The organism is Parageobacillus galactosidasius (assembly GCF_002217735.1).
Classification (GTDB): domain Bacteria; phylum Bacillota; class Bacilli; order Bacillales; family Anoxybacillaceae; genus Parageobacillus_B; species Parageobacillus_B toebii.
In genome coordinates this window covers 1,507,664-1,525,203 of sequence record NZ_NDYL01000002.1, presented here as the reverse complement: position 1 = coordinate 1,525,203, position 17,540 = coordinate 1,507,664, and the positions used below count along the sequence as shown (strand labels likewise).

16 protein-coding genes, 1 other RNA gene and 2 pseudogenes are annotated in these 17,540 nt (G+C 40.1%); 17 read left to right on the top strand and 2 right to left on the bottom strand.

Going from position 1 to position 17,540, the window contains the following annotated elements:
- Positions 1–27: 27 nt before the first annotated feature.
- The 14 genes from B9L23_RS17400 to B9L23_RS17340 all read left to right on the top strand — a co-directional run bounded on the left by B9L23_RS17400 (position 28) and on the right by B9L23_RS17340 (position 13,077).
- Entirely contained in the window at positions 28–261 is a 234-nt protein-coding gene (locus B9L23_RS17400) for a carboxylesterase family protein (protein WP_081189307.1), read from the top strand.
- Between the two features lie 291 nt (positions 262–552).
- Positions 553–1,119, top strand: coding sequence for a DUF4135 domain-containing protein (locus B9L23_RS21230; protein WP_245842446.1), 567 nt, complete (start codon positions 553–555; stop codon positions 1,117–1,119).
- Positions 1,079–2,365, top strand: a complete 1,287-nt coding sequence (locus B9L23_RS17395) for a type 2 lanthipeptide synthetase LanM family protein (protein ID WP_245842445.1) — start codon at positions 1,079–1,081, stop codon at positions 2,363–2,365. The genes B9L23_RS21230 and B9L23_RS17395 overlap by 41 nt, the downstream gene beginning before the upstream one ends.
- A gap of 110 nt (positions 2,366–2,475) precedes the next feature.
- Positions 2,476–2,676 (top strand): helix-turn-helix transcriptional regulator, encoded by a 201-nt coding sequence (locus tag B9L23_RS17390; protein WP_062755718.1) that lies wholly within the window; start codon positions 2,476–2,478, stop codon positions 2,674–2,676.
- Positions 2,677–2,678: 2 nt separating this feature from the next.
- Positions 2,679–2,963, top strand: coding sequence for a hypothetical protein (locus tag B9L23_RS17385; protein WP_062755720.1), 285 nt, complete (start codon positions 2,679–2,681; stop codon positions 2,961–2,963).
- Between the two features lie 79 nt (positions 2,964–3,042).
- On the top strand, positions 3,043–3,927 hold the full coding sequence (locus B9L23_RS17380; protein ID WP_089098084.1) for an ABC transporter ATP-binding protein: 885 nt from the start codon (positions 3,043–3,045) through the stop codon (positions 3,925–3,927).
- A 3-nt stretch (positions 3,928–3,930) separates the two neighbouring features.
- Positions 3,931–5,154, top strand: a complete 1,224-nt coding sequence (locus tag B9L23_RS17375; protein WP_062755724.1) for an ABC transporter permease — start codon at positions 3,931–3,933, stop codon at positions 5,152–5,154.
- Between the two features lie 681 nt (positions 5,155–5,835).
- Positions 5,836–6,069 carry a preprotein translocase subunit SecG gene (gene secG, locus B9L23_RS17370; protein WP_015865018.1) on the top strand — a complete coding sequence of 78 codons (234 nt, stop codon included), beginning with the start codon at positions 5,836–5,838 and terminating at the stop codon, positions 6,067–6,069.
- 82 nt (positions 6,070–6,151) lie between these two features.
- Positions 6,152–6,892 carry an alpha/beta hydrolase gene (locus B9L23_RS17365; protein WP_141103875.1) on the top strand — a complete coding sequence of 247 codons (741 nt, stop codon included), beginning with the start codon at positions 6,152–6,154 and terminating at the stop codon, positions 6,890–6,892.
- Positions 6,893–6,915: 23 nt separating this feature from the next.
- A complete protein-coding gene (gene rnr / locus B9L23_RS17360) occupies positions 6,916–9,204 on the top strand; it encodes a ribonuclease R (protein ID WP_089098083.1) in 2,289 nt (762 codons plus the stop codon).
- An 87-nt stretch (positions 9,205–9,291) separates the two neighbouring features.
- On the top strand, positions 9,292–9,759 hold the full coding sequence (gene smpB, locus B9L23_RS17355; protein WP_062678964.1) for an SsrA-binding protein SmpB: 468 nt from the start codon (positions 9,292–9,294) through the stop codon (positions 9,757–9,759).
- A gap of 174 nt (positions 9,760–9,933) precedes the next feature.
- Positions 9,934–10,288, top strand: a transfer-messenger RNA (tmRNA) gene (ssrA, locus tag B9L23_RS17350).
- Between the two features lie 544 nt (positions 10,289–10,832).
- Positions 10,833–12,122 (top strand): EAL domain-containing protein, encoded by a 1,290-nt coding sequence (locus B9L23_RS17345; RefSeq protein WP_089098082.1) that lies wholly within the window; start codon positions 10,833–10,835, stop codon positions 12,120–12,122.
- Positions 12,123–12,513: 391 nt separating this feature from the next.
- Positions 12,514–13,077: a 3D domain-containing protein gene (locus B9L23_RS17340; protein ID WP_089098081.1), complete on the top strand. Its 564-nt coding sequence runs from the start codon at positions 12,514–12,516 to the stop codon at positions 13,075–13,077.
- Between the two features lie 369 nt (positions 13,078–13,446).
- On the opposite strand, the pseudogene B9L23_RS17335 reads toward B9L23_RS17340, so the two are convergent.
- Positions 13,447–13,563 (bottom strand): annotated as a pseudogene (locus B9L23_RS17335) (DUF6431 domain-containing protein); the annotation flags it as partial.
- A gap of 218 nt (positions 13,564–13,781) precedes the next feature.
- On the opposite strand from B9L23_RS17335, the gene B9L23_RS17330 reads away from it, so the two are divergent.
- Positions 13,782–14,024 (top strand): YuzF family protein, encoded by a 243-nt coding sequence (locus tag B9L23_RS17330; RefSeq protein WP_081189945.1) that lies wholly within the window; start codon positions 13,782–13,784, stop codon positions 14,022–14,024.
- 61 nt (positions 14,025–14,085) lie between these two features.
- A complete protein-coding gene (locus tag B9L23_RS17325; protein ID WP_089098350.1) occupies positions 14,086–14,982 on the top strand; it encodes a manganese catalase family protein in 897 nt (298 codons plus the stop codon).
- A gap of 206 nt (positions 14,983–15,188) precedes the next feature.
- Here the strand turns inward: B9L23_RS17325 and katA are convergent, their stop codons facing one another.
- On the bottom strand, positions 15,189–16,655 hold the full coding sequence (katA, locus tag B9L23_RS17320; RefSeq protein ID WP_089098080.1) for a catalase KatA: 1,467 nt from the start codon (positions 16,653–16,655) through the stop codon (positions 15,189–15,191).
- Positions 16,656–17,169: 514 nt separating this feature from the next.
- Between katA and B9L23_RS17315 the strand changes: the two are divergent.
- Positions 17,170–17,403 (top strand): annotated as a pseudogene (locus B9L23_RS17315) (alcohol dehydrogenase); the annotation flags it as partial.
- Positions 17,404–17,540: the final 137 nt, after the last annotated feature.

Below are 17,540 nucleotides of genomic sequence, written 5' to 3'. Positions count from 1 at the left end.
TATTTCCTATTCTATAAAAATAAAAGAATGTATCGTTTTAACGATAAAAAGCCAATCATGGGCGGCAGATTGAAAGTGTGCCATGCGCTTAAGCTACCGTTTGTATTCGGTAATCTTCATCAGCCAGGGGTGACGAGTTTTACCGGAAATTTGCCGGAGCGAAAACAAATTAGCAAACAAATGCATGATGCATGGATTTCGTTTGCGTGCAATGGAAATCCTAATCATGATCAGCTGCTGGAAGAATGGACGGTTTTATGACTTTGACAAGGGAGAGGCAATGATTTTTGGCGCGTCAAGCCGCGTGGAAATCGACCCTATCGGTAATGAAAGAGCCGTATGGGAGAGAGCGAATTAAACCATTCTTTTCCTTTCGTTTATCAGTCTATCTGAAAAGCGTATGGTATTATGTCAAGAAAATAGAGATTTTTTCTACCGCGCTTCGCTTGCTGAACTTGTTCGAGAAGGAAGGTGTCAACAATTTTCCTTCTCAGACAAGGAAACGAGTCTGTACGTTTTTTCATACATCATCGGAGATGGGTCATTGTTGGAATGGAATCGTTTGTAGATGTACCAACACTCGATGTATCCAATACAATAAATGGAGAATTACCAAAATTAATAGACTTGGAAACTATATTTCATCATGTTCCTGAGATGAAAATTGAGGAAACTGCTGAGGTAAAAGCAAAATTAATGGTAGTAAATTCAGTTTTGGGCACGGGATTACTACCGCATTTGTTTTACAGAAGTGCAGACGGTCGTGGAGTAGATATAAGTGGTATTAGCACAAAGGCACAAGAGCTCCCTATACCTATATTGCAGGTAGAAAATGAAGGGACTGACGAAATGCGTTTTGTTCGTAAAAAAGCAACCTTGAAAGCAAATTATTATAATGCTCCGAAATTAAATGGAAAAATAGTAGAAGCGGCAGACTATATTGACTTTATTATTGAAGGATTTAAAAATGCTGGGCGGATTATTTTAAATAATAAAGAAGAGCTAATTAGCGAAACAGGACCACTTTCAAAGTTTAAAGATGTGGAAATTCGCATTATAATACGTCCTACACAGTATTATGGAAACTTCATTTTGGAATCTCAACATCCAGATTATTAGCATTAAACAATATCATTTTTCTCCAGAAGACTTAAACAATATCGATACTAATTTATTTGTGGAAGGGGCAAAAAAAATCGGTTACCGACTTGCAGAACAAGCTATCATTGGCAACAGAAACGATGCTGCTTGGATCGGACTTGTTACAAATTACTATGGTCAATGGCAGGTTTCTTCTTTAGATCAAAGTCTGTACAATGGCTTAAGTGGAATTGCATTATTCTTGGCTTATTTAGGTAAGGTTACAAATGAAAAAGATTTTACTAAATTAGCACTACAGGCTGTTGAAACGATTATACACAGTCCTATTCATTCAAAAAGTTTCTGTAGCGCATTTTATGGACAAGCATCAACATTATATACACTAGCTCATTTTATTGCATTGTATGGAAAACAGAAAACATGGGATTCATATTTAAATAGAGTTTTAACTAATATTGAAAGGAATGTAAGTAGTGATAATTTTTATGATCTCCTTGGAGGCAGCGCTGGTATCATCCATGTTCTTTTAAATATTTCTGAACAATTTGAAAATGAATATGCTCTTCATATTGCTCAAATGTACGGTGATCATTTACTTAAAAACAAAGTGACGACAGATAAAGGGGTGGGATGGCGAGATCAGGTCAGTCAAAATTTGATGGGAGGTTTTTCACACGGAACTAGTGGTATTGCTTGGGCATTATTGCGTTTACACAAGTTAACATCCAAACAAGATTATTATGAGACAGCATTAGAAGCTATTCGATATGATCGTTCGCTGTATGATCCAAATGAAAATAATTGGTTGGATTTAAGATGTTCAGAGCATAAAGGCAGTGATTTTGTTGCTGCATGGTGTCACGGTGCAGCTGGAATTGGGTTAAGTCGCGTTTTATATTTAGCATATCTAAATGATCAGTTACTATTGCAAGAAATCGAAACTGCTGTATCTACTACTCTCAGGTCTGGAATGGGGAGAAGCCATTGCCTTTGTCACGGTGATTTAGGAAATGCGGAACTGTTTTATATGGCAGGATCGATACTTGGGAGAACAGAATGGGTTCGTATGGCTGAAGCAATTGGAATGAATGTAATCCAAGAGAGAAAGCAAAATGGAAAATATAATACAGGTGTTCCTCGCCAAATAGAAATACCTGGTTTGTTTTTGGGGATTTCTGGCATAGGATATCAGCTGCTACGATTGTCCCATCCTCAGCAAGTTCCATCTGTATTAACTTTAGAAAAACCAATTGAAAGCAAATAAAACAGCACAGAATTCCTGTGCTGTTTTATTTGTAATATTTTTTGTACATTTTGTAAAAAATATTTTACATTTTGGAATTAAAATACTATAATGTATTTGGAGGTGATATTTTGTTAAGCAATCGAATTGTGGTTTTTCGAGCTGAAAAGGGATGGACTCAGCAGGATTTAGCGGAGAGAGTGGGTGTTAGTCGTCAAACGATTGCTGCCTTAGAAAAGAATAAGTACAATCCATCGCTAATCCTTGCTTTTCGAATTGCTCGTGCCTTTGGTAAACCGTTAACTGAAATTTTTGAGTTTAAGGAGGAATAATTATGCTGTTCTTGAAGTGCTTGCTGTTGCTTTTAGGAATGGTAGGGCAGATGTATGTATTGAAATTTCAGAGCAGTTTAGAGGGAAAGGACGAAAGAGGAGTGGTGATTCAATATCAGACAACTCGTTTTTTATTTCATCTATTTTATTTAGGTGTTGTTATCTTGCTGATTTTAAATTTGATTGGATACATCACTCCAGAACAATTGGTTGATATCTTGCTGTATTTCTTTGTCTCTTTAGGAATATTTGGTGCGGTGTATTCCTATTTAAAGAGACGTATATAAGATCATGGGGGAACCATTTTTCGAATATAAGAACATCTAATCACGGGTTGATAAAAATACATTAAGGGAGCGGGGAAAATTGACTTTAGAGGTTTATGGTTTGCATAAGTTTTTTGGGAATGTAATAGCGGTGAATAATCTCAGTTTCGTTTTAAAAAGAGGAGAGGTCCTTGGATTATTAGGTCAAAATGGGGCAGGCAAGACAACCACTATCAAAATGCTTTTAGGATTATTAAAGCCGGATAAAGGAGTTATTATGTGGGATGGGAAAAAACTGGATAGATCAAGCGTTTCTATTGGATATTTGCCGGAGGAAAGAGGGTTATATCCTAAAAGTAAAATTATAGATCAGCTTCGATTTTTTGGCCGATTAGAAGGAATGAGCAAAAAATCGGTTGATCAATCCATTAATTATTGGATGGAAAAACTCGGGATATCTAATTATAAATCTATGCGTGCTAATGAATTATCAAAAGGAAATCAACAAAAAATACAGCTAATTGGTACTTTATTGCATAATCCTGAGATTGTCATTTTAGATGAGCCATTTAGTGGATTGGATCCAATTAATGCAAGTTTGCTTTCTTCCATTATCGAAGAACAGATTAAATTAGGAAAAACGGTAATATTATCAAGCCACCGAATGGAGCAAATTGAAAAATTCTGTAAAAAAATTTGTATATTGAAAAAAGGTCGAGTTGTCCTTTCAGGGAAATTAGATGAAATTAAACAAAATTATAGCTATCGAAATTTTACTTTAACAGCTTCGCCGGAAACAGAACAATTTATTAAAAAGCTAGGATTGCCTTATAAAAAAGATGCTGCAGAAATTATCATAAAGGTTAAAAATTATGATGAATCAATTCAACTGATTAATCTATTTAAGCAAAATAGCATACCTATTCGAAATTTTCAAGTAGCGGAGCCATCTTTAAACGAAATATTTATTGAGAAGGTGAAATAAAAAATGAATAAGTTTTTAGCGGTATTTAAATTTTATTTGACTCAAACGTTATTTGCTAAATCCACTGTTATTTCTTCAATTGTGATTTACTTTATTATTATGGGGATATTTGGTATTGACCGATTTGCAAAAGACAAGGAAGATGATAAAAATATTGCTTTTATTTCTTCACAAGTACCGTATTCAGTGGACCTTGAATCTCTAAATGAGGGCTTAAAGTCAGTCAACCTGCATTTTGAAAGAGAAGACTCTTTATCGAAATTAAAAAAAGATGTGAAAAGCGGTAAATTAGATGGAATTATCCTCTTAGAGAAGCAAACTCCTCCTTCTATTACCTATATTTATAAATCATATGAAGATTCTGAATTTATAGCTGCAGTTTCTCAAAGAATTCAACAAGCATATATAATGAAAGTGATTGATGAAAGCAAGGCTGATCCAGAAATAGTAAACAAGTTGTTAACACACGTCAAAATAAAGAAAGAGGCTATAAAAGATACGAGAGAAACATTTGGTATTGTGTATAGTTTTGTTTTTTTAATGTATATTTTTATAGCAACCTTTGGGCAAATGATAGCAAGCTCCATTGCTTCGGAAAAATCATCCCGTGTAATAGAGGTAATTATTTCAAAAGTAAAACCAATTTATATGATGTACGCAAAGATTCTTGCGATTTTATTCGCAGGGTTGACTCAGTTTTTTATTATTATGCTGGCATTCGGTACAAGTTATTTGTTAGGATGGTTCGACTCGGACGGCCTTTCTATATTTGGTCTAAATATTAATTTGCAAAATCTTTCACTATTTGTTATTGTATCATTTTTGATTTATTTCATTTTAGGTTTTTTGCTTTATGCGCTGCTATATGCGGCAGTAGGTGCTACCGTGAGTCGTACAGAAGATTTAAGTTCAGGTTTATTACCAATTATTATTCTTGTGATGTGCGCTTTATTTATTGGAATGAAATCTTTATTTAATCCATCAAGCGATATCGTAGTGATTAGCTCCTATATACCCGTTTTTTCACCGATTGTAACATTTTCAAGAATTATGGTTGGAGAGGCTGGTTATGGGGAAATCGGTCTAACATTACTATTGCTTGTATGTAGCATTTTTTTCATGAATCGTCTGGTCAGCATCATTTACGTTAATAGCGTTACGAACTATAGGGGTAAATTAAAAATGAAAGAATTAGTTCAGGTAGTAAGGAAAGGGATAGAGATGTAATTTTAAGTTGGTTTTCTAACGGCTTTTAGATAAATTACGGGTTGTATCTCCTGCATAGAAGGAGAGGGCATACAACCAAAATGGTTTTTATGACTTTTTGGTCATCAGTTGAATAAATTGCGTAATAAATCACTAGCGCTGCATAATAAATAATGATGCAACGCTAGTATTTTTGTTCAAATAGTAAAGAGCAATGATATAAGAAAATCAACCATAGTTCGATGTTTTGACAAATAGACGTAAGAATCGATTTTATGCTTATAATACATGTCTTTTCTCTTCTTTTGGTCTATGCCAATATTTTATTTGTGAGCAATAATGAAACTAATAACACAGCATGTACGTTATTTTATCCAAACGAAACATTTTCTCTACTCCACTTAAAAGTAACATTCCTACAACCAGGAAGATAACTGCAGATGAGAAATTAACTCGTTAAAGCGACTTCTTGATTTATTGTTATGTCTTCTGTTGGCAGGCGAAACGATCGATCGAGTTCTTTCCGCTACCTAGGGCATTTTCTATGACCGAAATGCCCTATTTGTGCTGGGCTTTTTTATACACTAGCACTGGGGTGAATAGTTACATTTATTGTATATTTCCATACTCACTATTGTAGTAATAAAAAATTTATGATATATTTTAAATATTGCAATGTGCGTTTTTTAAGGAGGAGTGGACATGCATACGCTGCTTGTCACATTGTTAGTCATTGTTTCGATTGGACTTATCGTGATCGTTTTGTTGCAATCGGGAAGAAGCGCGGGCCTTTCCGGCGCCATTACAGGCGGTGCGGAGCAGCTGTTTGGAAAGCAAAAAGCGCGCGGATTGGACGCGGTATTGCAGCGCATTACGGTTGTGCTGGCAGTGTTGTTTTTTGTATTATCGATTGCGGTGACGTATATGCAACTTTAATGATGAAAACAATGGGGGCGGTCCAACCATTTACTCGGGCTGCCTTTTCTGTTTTTTCATAAAAAGAAAGGAGTTGTGCATCATGAAGATCGTCCCACCAAAGCCATTTTTCTTTGAAGCAGGAGAACGTGCGGTTTTATTGCTCCATGGTTTTACTGGAAACTCGTCGGATGTAAGAATGTTGGGACGTTTTCTTGAATCAAAAGGATATACATGCCATGCGCCAATTTATAAAGGCCATGGGGTGCCGCCAGAAGAGCTTGTACATACCGGACCGGATGACTGGTGGCAAGATGTAATGAACGCTTATGAATTTTTAAAAAATAAAGGATACGAAAAAATTGCAGTGGCAGGATTATCGCTTGGAGGCGTATTTTCCCTCAAATTAAGTTACACTGTACCTGTAGTGGGAATTATTCCAATGTGTGCGCCGATGTATATTAAAAGCGAAGAAACCATGTATCAAGGTGTGCTAAAGTATGCACGCGAATATAAAAAACGGGAAGGAAAAACACCAGAACAAATTGAAAAAGAAATGGAAGAGTTTAAAAAGACGCCGATGAAAACGTTAAAGGCGCTGCAAGAGCTGATTGCGGATGTACGCAACCATATCGACTTGATTTATGCGCCGACATTTGTCGTGCAAGCGCGCCACGATGAAATGATTAACCCTGATAGTGCCAATATTATTTATAACGGTATTGAATCACCAGTGAAAAAAATCAAATGGTATGAAGAATCGGGCCATGTCATTACGCTAGATAAAGAAAAAGAACAGCTGCATGAAGATATTTTTGAGTTTTTAGAGTCGTTAGATTGGTAATCATATTGAAAGGAGGGAAAATGATGGATCAATCATTAGTCGATCGAATTTTAACGTTTATGCGGGACGAGGCGTACAAGCCTCTTACTGTTCAAGAGTTGGAAGAAGCGTTCGGTATTACCGATGCGGCCGAGTTTAAGGAATTTGTAAAGGCGCTTGTCGCTATGGAAGAACAAGGGCTTGTTGTGCGTACGAGAAGCAATCGCTACGGTGTGCCGGAAAAAATGAACTTAGTGCGCGGAAAAGTGTCCGGACACGCAAAAGGGTTTGCTTTCGTTGTGCCGGAAGATCCGTCGCTCGACGATATTTTCATCCCGCCTTCCGAGATGAAAAACGCGATGCATGGCGATACCGTATTAGTGCGTGTGCATTCCGAATCGTCAGGCGCCCGCAGGGAAGGAACGGTTGTACGGATTTTAGAACGCGGTGTCACCGAAGTTGTCGGAACTTATACGGAAAGCAAGTATTTCGGATTTGTCATTCCGGATGATAAAAAAATTGTCAATGACATTTTTATTCCGAAACATGCCGCTAACGGTGCTGTGGAAGGACATAAAGTGGTTGTGCGGTTGACATCGTACCCGCAAGGACGAATGAGCGCCGAAGGAGAAGTTATTAAAATTCTCGGACATAAAAACGACCCAGGTGTTGATATTTTAGCGATTATTCATAAACACGGCCTTCCTTTGCAATTTCCAGATGAAGTCATCGAACACGCCAATAGCATTTCCGATACGATTACGGAAAAAGATTTGCAAGGCCGCCGCGATTTGCGCGATCAAATGATTGTCACGATTGACGGCGAAGACGCAAAAGACTTAGACGACGCTGTCACGGTCACGAAGCTTGAGAACGGGAATTACAAGCTTGGCGTTCATATTGCTGACGTCAGCTACTATGTGGAAGAAGGATCTCCGATTGACCGGGAGGCGTACGAACGAGGGACAAGCGTTTATTTGGTGGATCGCGTCATTCCGATGATTCCGCATCGTTTATCGAACGGCATTTGCTCCTTAAATCCGAAAGTCGATCGCTTAACACTTTCATGTGAAATGGAAATTAACGAACGCGGCGAAGTCGTCAGCCATGAAATTTTTCAAAGCGTCATTCGTACGACAGAGCGGATGACGTATTCGGATGTGAACAAAATTCTCGTTGATAAAGACGAGGAACTAAGAAAAAAATACGAACCGCTTGTGCCGATGTTTGAATTGATGGCAGAGCTTGCGGAAATTTTGCGCAATAAACGGATGAAGCGCGGTGCGATTGATTTCGATTTTAAAGAAGCAAAAGTGCTTGTGGATGAGAATGGAAAACCTTATGATGTCGTGCTTCGTGAACGATCGGTGGCGGAGCGGCTTATTGAAGAATTTATGCTGGTGGCGAACGAAACGGTCGCTGAACATTTTCATTGGTTAAACGTTCCGTTTATTTATCGTGTTCACGAAGATCCAAAACCAGAAAAGCTGCAGCGTTTTCTCGAATTTATTACAAACTTTGGCTACGTCGTCAAAGGGACAGGAAACCAAATTCATCCGCGCGCGCTCCAAGAAATTTTAGAAGCGGTTCGCGGCGAGCCGGAAGAAATGGTCATATCGACGGTGATGCTTCGCTCGATGAAGCAGGCGCGCTATGACGCGGAAAGTCTCGGTCACTACGGATTATCGACCGATTTTTATACGCATTTTACATCTCCGATCCGCCGTTATCCAGACTTAATTGTGCACCGTCTCATTCGCACGTACTTAATTAATGGGCAAATGGATGAACAAACCCAACGAAAATGGGCCGAAAAGCTTCCAGACATCGCTGAACACGCATCCGATATGGAGCGCCGCGCTGTGGAAGCCGAGCGGGAAACGGATGATTTGAAGAAAACAGAGTTTATGGAAGATAAAATCGGCATGGAGTTTGACGGAATTATTAGCTCCGTTACGAACTTTGGCCTCTTTGTCGAACTGCCGAACACGATCGAAGGGCTTGTTCATGTCAGCTACTTAACGGACGACTATTATCGCTATGATGAACGGCATTACGCCATGATCGGTGAGCGAACCGGAAAAGTGTACCGCATCGGCGATGAGATTACCGTGCGTGTCATTAACGTGAACAAAGATGAGCGGATCGTCGACTTTGAAATTGTCGGCATGAAAGGCCGCCGTCCTAAAGAGGCAAAAAGTGCACCTGTCGTTATTGAAGGGAAAAAGCGGAAAAAAACAAATAAACAAAATGGAAAAGCGAAAAAATCAAAGAAATTTTACGAAGACGTTCCACAGCTAAAAGCAAAAAAGAAGAAAAAGAAAAAACGATAAGGAAAAGTCTCGATAGCATGAGACTTTTCCTTCTTCACGTTTTTTGTTAAAATCATAGTTGCACGATATGAGGAGGAAGGACGTCGTATGCCAAAAGGTGAAGGGAAACTGATTGCCCAAAACAAAAAAGCGCATCACGATTATTTTATCGAAGAAACGTATGAAGCGGGGATTGTCCTGCAAGGAACAGAAATTAAATCGATTCGCGCTGGAAAAGTTAATTTAAAGGATTCATTTGCAAAGGTCGAAAAAGGGGAAGTATTTCTTCATAATATGCATATTAGTCCGTATGAACAAGGGAACCGTTATAACCATGACCCATTGCGGACAAGAAAGCTTCTTCTTCATCGCCGTGAAATTAATAAGCTGATTGGTTACACAAAAGAACAAGGCTATACGCTCGTTCCGTTAAAGCTATATATTAAAAACGGTTTTGCCAAAGTGTTGTTAGGCGTTGGCAAAGGAAAGAAAAAATATGACAAACGCGAAGATATGAAGCGAAGAGAAGCGCAACGGGAAATCGAACGTGCTTTTCGCGAACGACAAAAAATATAATTCCAAAAATTTACAATTGAAAATTAAGTGCATTATGTTATAATAAATAACACAAACGGCAAAAAATATGATTCCAAAACTTCATCATTGAAAACTAAATGCATTATGTTATAATCAATAATGCAAAGGCCAGTTATCCAAAGCTTAAGCTTATCGTTATCGCTTCTCCATCACGGGGACGATACGGATTCGACAGGGATAGGTCGCGCTTAAGCTGCGAGCCGAGGGGATCGTCCTCGTAAAAAACGTCACTTAAAGATAACTGGCAAAGAAAACTACGCTTTAGCTGCCTAATTAAACGCAGCTAGCTCCTCCCGCCATCGCCCACGTGGTGGTGCAGGGGCTCATAACGAGTGGGCTACGCCCGAGTCCGCCGCCTGAGGACGAGGGAAGAGAACAATCAGGCTAGCTGCTCGGAGGCCTGTCGGTAGGCGGAAGATGCAGCGAAACCGAAATATACCGACTACGCTCGTAGATGCTTAAGTGGCGATATCTCTGGACGTGGGTTCGACTCCCACCGTCTCCATTCTGATATCCGATCGTTTCAGGTTGAAAATCACGAAACCCTCGGTATGACTGCGTTTGCGGTCTTTTTTATTTTTTGGAATCCGAAAGAATCCCAAGTTTTTGGGAAAATTTTGCACAGCTTTGATGATGCATTGAAGAGTTTTTTCACAGTGAGATCGGTTTATCTGCACCTTCCGTATTTCTGTGCAATCATGTGTCTTGGCATATTTAACATCAACCGACGGACTTGCCGGATGGCGAGTCCGTTTTTTTATGGTTTATGGAACGGGGCAATTTTTTTTAAAAAAGCGTACGAAGCTAGCCCGTCTATCTCTGTGAAAAAGGGGATACGTAGCGATTCAGTTAGAGGATGTTGTTAGCAAAAGATGTGATGCAAAGTATTAAGTCCGTTGGGCTGAGGAGTTGCATTTAGGGATTGGTCTAATAGATGCACACAAACTTAACAAACATTTACAAAACCTTTAAGATTCCGCAATACCGGTTATGTTATGATAATGTTAAACACATCAGCAATGTGCTGTTTTGGTTCGAAAGGGGCCTTAAGGATGGCGGATCAGCTCGCTTCCATTATGTTGCTCGCCGACAGCCTGAATAGCGAAAATCTTACGGCGAAAATAGATAAATATTTAAACAAACATCCTGTAGGGCTTATTTATTTAGATATAAAACGTTTTAGGGAAATAGAAAAAAGACATGGACCAATAGCGTGCCAAAAGCTGCTTGAAGTATGGAAACAATTGATTTTCGAAGCGGAAATGTCCGACTCATTCGGTTTGTTGACCCACCGAATGTTTGGCGATGATGTTTTGTTGTTTGTCCGTGCGGAGCAGGGAGATGCAAATTGGGCGAAAATGGGTTTGCTTCGCTTGGCACATGAGATTAGCACCATGTTTGGAAAGAAATTAAATGAATCAATCGCATTGTCTGGCGATTCGATTGAACTTTATGCTGGGACGGCGGTGTTGGATCCTAGCACAGGAAGAACAGCCGAAAGCTTGCTGTATGATGCGATCAAAGAAGCAATTCACGAAGCGAGAAACAAAACGGACGCGGAATTCAGACGCTTGCAGATGGAATTTCGTGATATACTTGCTGGGCGTAAGATAGCGGCTCATTATCAACCGATTATCTCTCTTTCAACTGGGAGCATCTATGGATATGAAGCGCTAGCGCGCGGTCCGCAGGCGAGTTATTTTGCGACCCCGAATCGCCTGTGGGAATTTGCGGAAAAAGAAAATCAGCTGTATGCATTGGAAACAGCCGCCCGTCAGCGGGCAATTGAGGGATTTTTGCCACACGATTCGAACTGGAAATTATTCATCAATCTTAATGCCAATGTGATTCACGATCCACAGTTTACCCCTGGACAGACATTGGCCTTCCTCGAAAAGATGAATTTGACACCACAAAACGTTGTGTTTGAAATTACAGAGCGCCAGTCCATCGATGATTACGCGTCTTTCACGAAAGCGTTAGATCATTATCGGAACCAGGGATACCAAATTGCAATTGACGATGCCGGAGCGGGCTATTCTTCTTTGCAAGCAATTGCTGAATTGCGCCCCGATTACATTAAAATTGACCGTTCGATTATTCATCATATCGGCTGCGACAAGATTAAAGAAATTTTGTTGGAGACGTTGGCAGGATTTGCGCAGAAAATCAATTGCCAAATTATTGCAGAAGGAATCGAGACTTTCGAGGAATTGGAAATAGTAAGACGGCTTGGCGTTCATTTCGGCCAAGGATATTTGTTAGGCAGACCATGTCCGCAGCTACAGCCGGTTCCGGATGCGGTGCTGAAATGGATTCAAAGATATTCTTCAACAGTTTGAAAACATGGGTTTTGCCCCATGTTTTCAGTTTGTAGACAAAGCTGACAAGCTGAGGCAGATCAATTATAGATCTGTCTTTTTTGTTGCTCTCTAGAGAGAGTATTTTCTTAGATGATTGGGCTGGATAGTTTAAAAGTGTGCTTGGTTGTTATTCTGAAATAAGTTTTCTGGGCTATTCATATTAAGAAATTTTCAGCAATTTTAATACGGTCTATCGGATGCTTGCGGAACTAAAAGCCAAGAAACAATTATGTCTTCGTTTTGTAACATAATTACTAACTCTATGAAACATAATTGTTATATTTTATTGATATTATACTGTTACGAATCCTAGTACGAATCCAAGCAAGTATTCTATTGTTACGAATTTAAGCAAGGAGGGAGTAGTATCTTGAAAAAGCTACTATTATATATTACTTCATCAATCTTTCTAGCGTTCGGATTTTCAGGAGCTGCATCGGCAGCGGGCACATATCAGGTAAAAAGTGGTGATACTCTTTGGGGCATAGCTAAAAAGTATAAAGTGACTGTCAGCCAGCTAAAGAGCTGGAATAACCTTAAAAGCGATTTGATCAGACCAAAACAGGTTTTAAAGATTTCAGGAACGGCAACCAAAGCGCCTGCTAAAACTACGGTAAAAAAGGCAGCAGCCAAAACAGTAGCGTACAAAACACTCACCGTTAAAGCATATGCTTATACAGTAAACTGCAAAGGCTGCAGCGGAATAACAGCTACAGGCTTAAATTTAAAGAAAAACCCTTCGATTAAAGCAATTGCCGTTGATCCGAAGGTAATTCCACTAGGTTCAAAGGTTTATGTGGAAGGTTACGGCTATGCGGTTGCAGCGGATAAAGGAGTCGGAATCAAAGGAAACAAAATTGATGTATTCATGCCTACAAAAGCAAAAGCTATCCAATGGGGCGTCAGAACTGTAAAAGTTAGAGTATATAGATAATCAAGGAGCCGGCAGATGCCGGCTTTTTTCATAATTTTTTGTGTGTGCATTTATGCATTCGTTATACGTTTTGCAATACGTTGTGTGAGTAAAATGTTTGTGGGAGAAATTCTTAGAATTCCCCGATGAGGGGTTGGGAACGTAGGTTCGCAATCCCCCTCATCGGGGCCACCAAGCAAAGCGCGGTAGGATCCCAAGCAGGAAACATGAAAAAGGACCCTCTCCCTGGTAAGATGATCATTGACCACACCATCAAACAGGAGGAGAGAGTCCTATGAATATTCAACAACATCTTACCACAAATTCGTTGACATGGAAAGAGATCGAACTTGATTTGTTTCGAGCCTTGCAAAACACCTTCGCTGAGCTGTGTAACGGGCGCTTGGCCCGGCAATGCGGACACTGTGTCAGAAGAGGGAAGTCGTTTTCTTTTCCACGCTCTGCATACGTTTGGACGTCAATGCCAAAGTCATGAAATTGAATCACGTCCTCCTCCCCCTCCTCTGAATCGATGGATTTTCTCTTCCGAAATAATTCACAAAAAATTTAGCACATTCTTTCAGAAAAGGGGAGAGGGCTTTCTGAAGGAATGTGCAAAAAAATGGCTCTTTTGTTCCGAAATAAAGTGATAATTTACAGTAACCAACCGCCCAACAGGTTCATACAATTGTTACCGAAGCATAACAACTGGGAAAGGAGAGGAAATGACAATGAATCAGCCTCATTATTCATATCCTTCGTCACCTCAATTGGTGGCATTGGTCGATCCATACGTGTACCAGACGTTGCAGTCCATCGTCGGAAGGGAAGTGGTCGTGGAGACTGCCCGCGGCAGTGTGCAAGGGGTGTTAAGGGAGGTAAGACCGGACCATATCATCCTGTCTTCCAACCGGACCACGTTATTCATCCGCATCCAGCAGATCGTTTGGATTCGCCTAACCAATTGATAAAATGGCGAAACAACAGACTATTTTGGAGATTAATTGGACGGAAATGGAGGAAGATCATTTGTTTACAAGAATTGATAAACTAGCCATTGAGCTGCCGGAGCCGAAATACGCTGATGCAAACGCAGCAGCGGCAGTACAGGAATTGCTCGGCGGGCGTTTTGGAGAAATGTCAACATTAAATAATTATTTGTTTCAATCGTTTAATTTCCGGCAAAAGAAAAAACTTAAGCCGTTTTATGATTTGATTGCCAGCATCGCCGCTGAAGAGTTCGGGCATGTGGAGCTTGTGTCGACGGCTATTAATTTATGTCTCACTGGTTCCACTCACCCGGGAGATCCCGATATTGCTCCAATGAGAAACGCGGTGGATAAACGGAATACGTATCATTTTATCGCGACAGCGCAAACAGCGTTTCCTGGAGACTCGATGGGAAAAGCGTGGACAGGGGATTATGTGTTTAGCAGCGGGAATTTGATTCTCGATTTGCTGCATAACTTTTTCCTTGAGTGCGGAGCGCGAGCGAATAAAATGCGTGTTTATGAAATGACAGACCATCCGGTGGCGCGCGAAATGGTAGGATATTTGCTCGTCCGTGGCGGTGTTCATATCGTTGCTTACGCGAAGGCGCTCGAAGTAGCCACAGGGGTCGATGTCACGAAGATGCTTCCGATTCCAAATTTAGATAATAAGAAATTTGACATCGCGCGGAAGTTTGAAGAACAAGGGGTCCATCGCCGGCTTTATACGTTTAGTGACAAATATTATAAGGATATTGCCCAAATTTGGAAAGGAACACATCCGCTTGATGGACAGCCGCTAGAAGTGATTGAAGGGATTCCGCAGGGAGGGCCGGTTCCAGAGTTGGAGGAAATTCCAGAAGCATTTGCTCCAGGAGTATCAGCAGAAGACTTTTTCGAAATTGCCAAACGCCTGCAACGATCTGCAGGATTATAAGAAACATGTAGTAAGGGAGCATTTCACTATTTCGTAGCGATTGATCCGTCGCTGTCCTGGCAAGTCCGCTAAGCTGTGGCTTGCCGATTGGCATGCGATACGCATGCCGAACAAAAATGGCCTATTTTATGTTTAATGTAAACATTATGTTGTGAAGAAAAAGAAAAGGATAGACGCTGGCAACGTCTATCCTTTTTCCGAGATGATTATGCGTTTGTTGTCACGTCATCCGGGATTTGCAAGCCAAGTCCTTCCGCAACGCGGCGTCCATAATCAGGGTCTGCTTTGTAGAAGTGGCGGATTTGCCGCAATTTAATATCTTCTTTTGTCACTTGTTTCAATGATTCGACAATGTTTTTCACGAGACGCGCTTTTTCTTCTTCGCTCATGAGACGGTATAAGTCTCCTGCTTGCGTATAATGATCATCATCGTCATATGGCACGCTTTCTGCCACGCCGGATACCGGGAATGGGGTCGTCTTATGTTCTGGCACTTCTGTCGGTCCGCCGAAGCTGTTTGGTTCGTAGTTGACCGAACCGCCTCCGTTATTATCAAAACGCATGAAGCCGTCACGTTGATAATTGTTTACTTCCACGCGCGGGCGGTTGATCGGAAGCAAGTTATGGTTCACGCCGACGCGGTAACGGTGCGCATCCGCATAAGCGAACAAACGGGCTTGCAACATTTTGTCCGGTGACGGCTCAACGCCAGGAACTAAGTTTCCAGGTGAGAATGTTGCTTGTTCGACTTCGGCAAAGTAGTTTTCCGGATTGCGGTTTAATACCATACGGCCGACTTCAATTAACGGATAATCTTTATGTGACCAAACTTTTGTGACGTCAAATGGATTGAAACGGTATGTTTTTGCGTCTTCTAGCGGCATAATTTGCACATATAATGTCCAAGATGGATAGTCGCCTTTTTCGATGGCGTTATATAAATCTTCCGTATGGTAATCCGGATTTTCTCCGGCGATTTTAACCGCTAGTTCCGGATCCATGTTTTTGACGCCTTGGTTTGTTTTAAAGTGGTATTTTACCCATACCGCTTCGCCGTCTTCATTCACCCATTTGAATGTATGGCTTCCGTATCCGTTCATATGACGGTAAGTGAGCGGAATGCCGCGATCCCCAAACAAATAAGTGACTTGGTGCAAAGATTCCGGAGATAAAGACCAGAAATCCCAGATTGCTGTTGGATTTTTCAAATGTGTACGCGGATCGCGTTTTTGTGTATGGATAAAATCCGGGAATTTAATCGCATCACGAATAAAGAAAATTGGTGTGTTGTTGCCTACAATATCGTAGTTCCCCTCTTCTGTGTAAAACTTCACCGCAAAACCGCGCGGGTCGCGGACGGTATCCGCAGATCCCAATTCACCGGCGACAGTAGAGAAGCGGACGAACACAGGTGTGCGTTTGCCAACACCGTTAAACACTTTCGCTTTTGTGTACTTCGACATATCGTTCGTTACTTCGAAATAACCATGCGCACCTGCGCCTTTCGCATGGACGACACGTTCTGGAACGCGTTCTCTATTGAAATTTGCCAGTTTTTCAAGAAGATGTACGTCTTGGATTAATGTCGGTCCGGGATTACCGGCCGTTATCGAGTTTTGGTTATCGCCAACAGGTGCTCCCCAACTAGTTGTGAGCTTTTTTTTATCTGACATCATTTATTTCCCCCTATTTTCATTTTCGTCTTCATAACAAATGATAACATTTTTCAAATTAAAGTCAATACTTATTTATAATAATTATAAAAATATATTTATAATAAAATCATATTTAAAATAATATAACAACTATTCAGATAATTAAGTTGCCATATGTACGAAAATGCATAAGCTGTTATCAATATTATCGCTCCAACTGAAAATCATGATAGTGTCCATCCCTTGGTAGTTGGTTTGGCTGCTGAATGATTTTCAAGGTGGCGGATTTTTATGTGCATTTATGCATCCGTTATGAGTTTTGCATCTTCATTTAATTAAAAAAAACGTCTGATTTATGCATATGACTCCTGATAAAAGAGAATTAGTATGATTTACAGTTGTTTTTCTATTAAGTAATGCAAAGCATCCTAATTTTAATTGATCAGCCCGAGACAATTTGATGTATTTAAGATTTTGGCTTTGATGAGAATTTATTAGGTTCATCATCAAAGGAGATCAAAGCCTAGACAGAAAAAATGTGGAGTTTCATATTGAAAAATTATGGATCCGTAACATTACGCTAACAACCGGCCTTGTCAATACGACTTCTACACCGATGTTATTAAAAACGGTGGAGTCGAAAAAATTGAAACCGGAACAATTAATTACACATCGCTTTGCTTTTTCTGACATTATGAAAGCTTATGAGGTATTTGGCAACGCAGCAAAAGAAAAAGCATTAAAAGTCATTATTTCCAACGACTAAAAAAATCAATTCTTGATCATTAGAGCTTGTATCATTCCCTATACAATGATACGGGTTCTTTTTTACACAATTGCTCGATTTAGTGTTTGTTACCGACCAAGTTAATTTGCCTTCAACATTTTGACAAGAGAGCAAGA

Bases quoted from the DNA above. Each gene is read 5' to 3' on its own strand.
- B9L23_RS17365 (WP_141103875.1), top strand. From the start codon at position 6,152: ATGAAGATCGTCCCACCAAAGCCATTTTTCTTTGAAGCAGGAGAACGT.
- B9L23_RS17330 (WP_081189945.1), top strand. From the start codon at position 13,782: ATGACAATGAATCAGCCTCATTATTCATATCCTTCGTCACCTCAATTG.
- rnr (WP_089098083.1), top strand. From the start codon at position 6,916: ATGGATCAATCATTAGTCGATCGAATTTTAACGTTTATGCGGGACGAG.
- smpB (WP_062678964.1), top strand. From the start codon at position 9,292: ATGCCAAAAGGTGAAGGGAAACTGATTGCCCAAAACAAAAAAGCGCAT.
- B9L23_RS17375 (WP_062755724.1), top strand. From the start codon at position 3,931: ATGAATAAGTTTTTAGCGGTATTTAAATTTTATTTGACTCAAACGTTA.
- B9L23_RS17395 (WP_245842445.1), top strand. From the start codon at position 1,079: ATGGAAACTTCATTTTGGAATCTCAACATCCAGATTATTAGCATTAAA.
- katA (WP_089098080.1), bottom strand. From the start codon at position 16,655: ATGTCAGATAAAAAAAAGCTCACAACTAGTTGGGGAGCACCTGTTGGC.
- B9L23_RS17345 (WP_089098082.1), top strand. From the start codon at position 10,833: ATGGCGGATCAGCTCGCTTCCATTATGTTGCTCGCCGACAGCCTGAAT.
- B9L23_RS17400 (WP_081189307.1), top strand. From the start codon at position 28: ATGTATCGTTTTAACGATAAAAAGCCAATCATGGGCGGCAGATTGAAA.
- B9L23_RS21230 (WP_245842446.1), top strand. From the start codon at position 553: ATGGAATCGTTTGTAGATGTACCAACACTCGATGTATCCAATACAATA.
- B9L23_RS17385 (WP_062755720.1), top strand. From the start codon at position 2,679: ATGCTGTTCTTGAAGTGCTTGCTGTTGCTTTTAGGAATGGTAGGGCAG.
- secG (WP_015865018.1), top strand. From the start codon at position 5,836: ATGCATACGCTGCTTGTCACATTGTTAGTCATTGTTTCGATTGGACTT.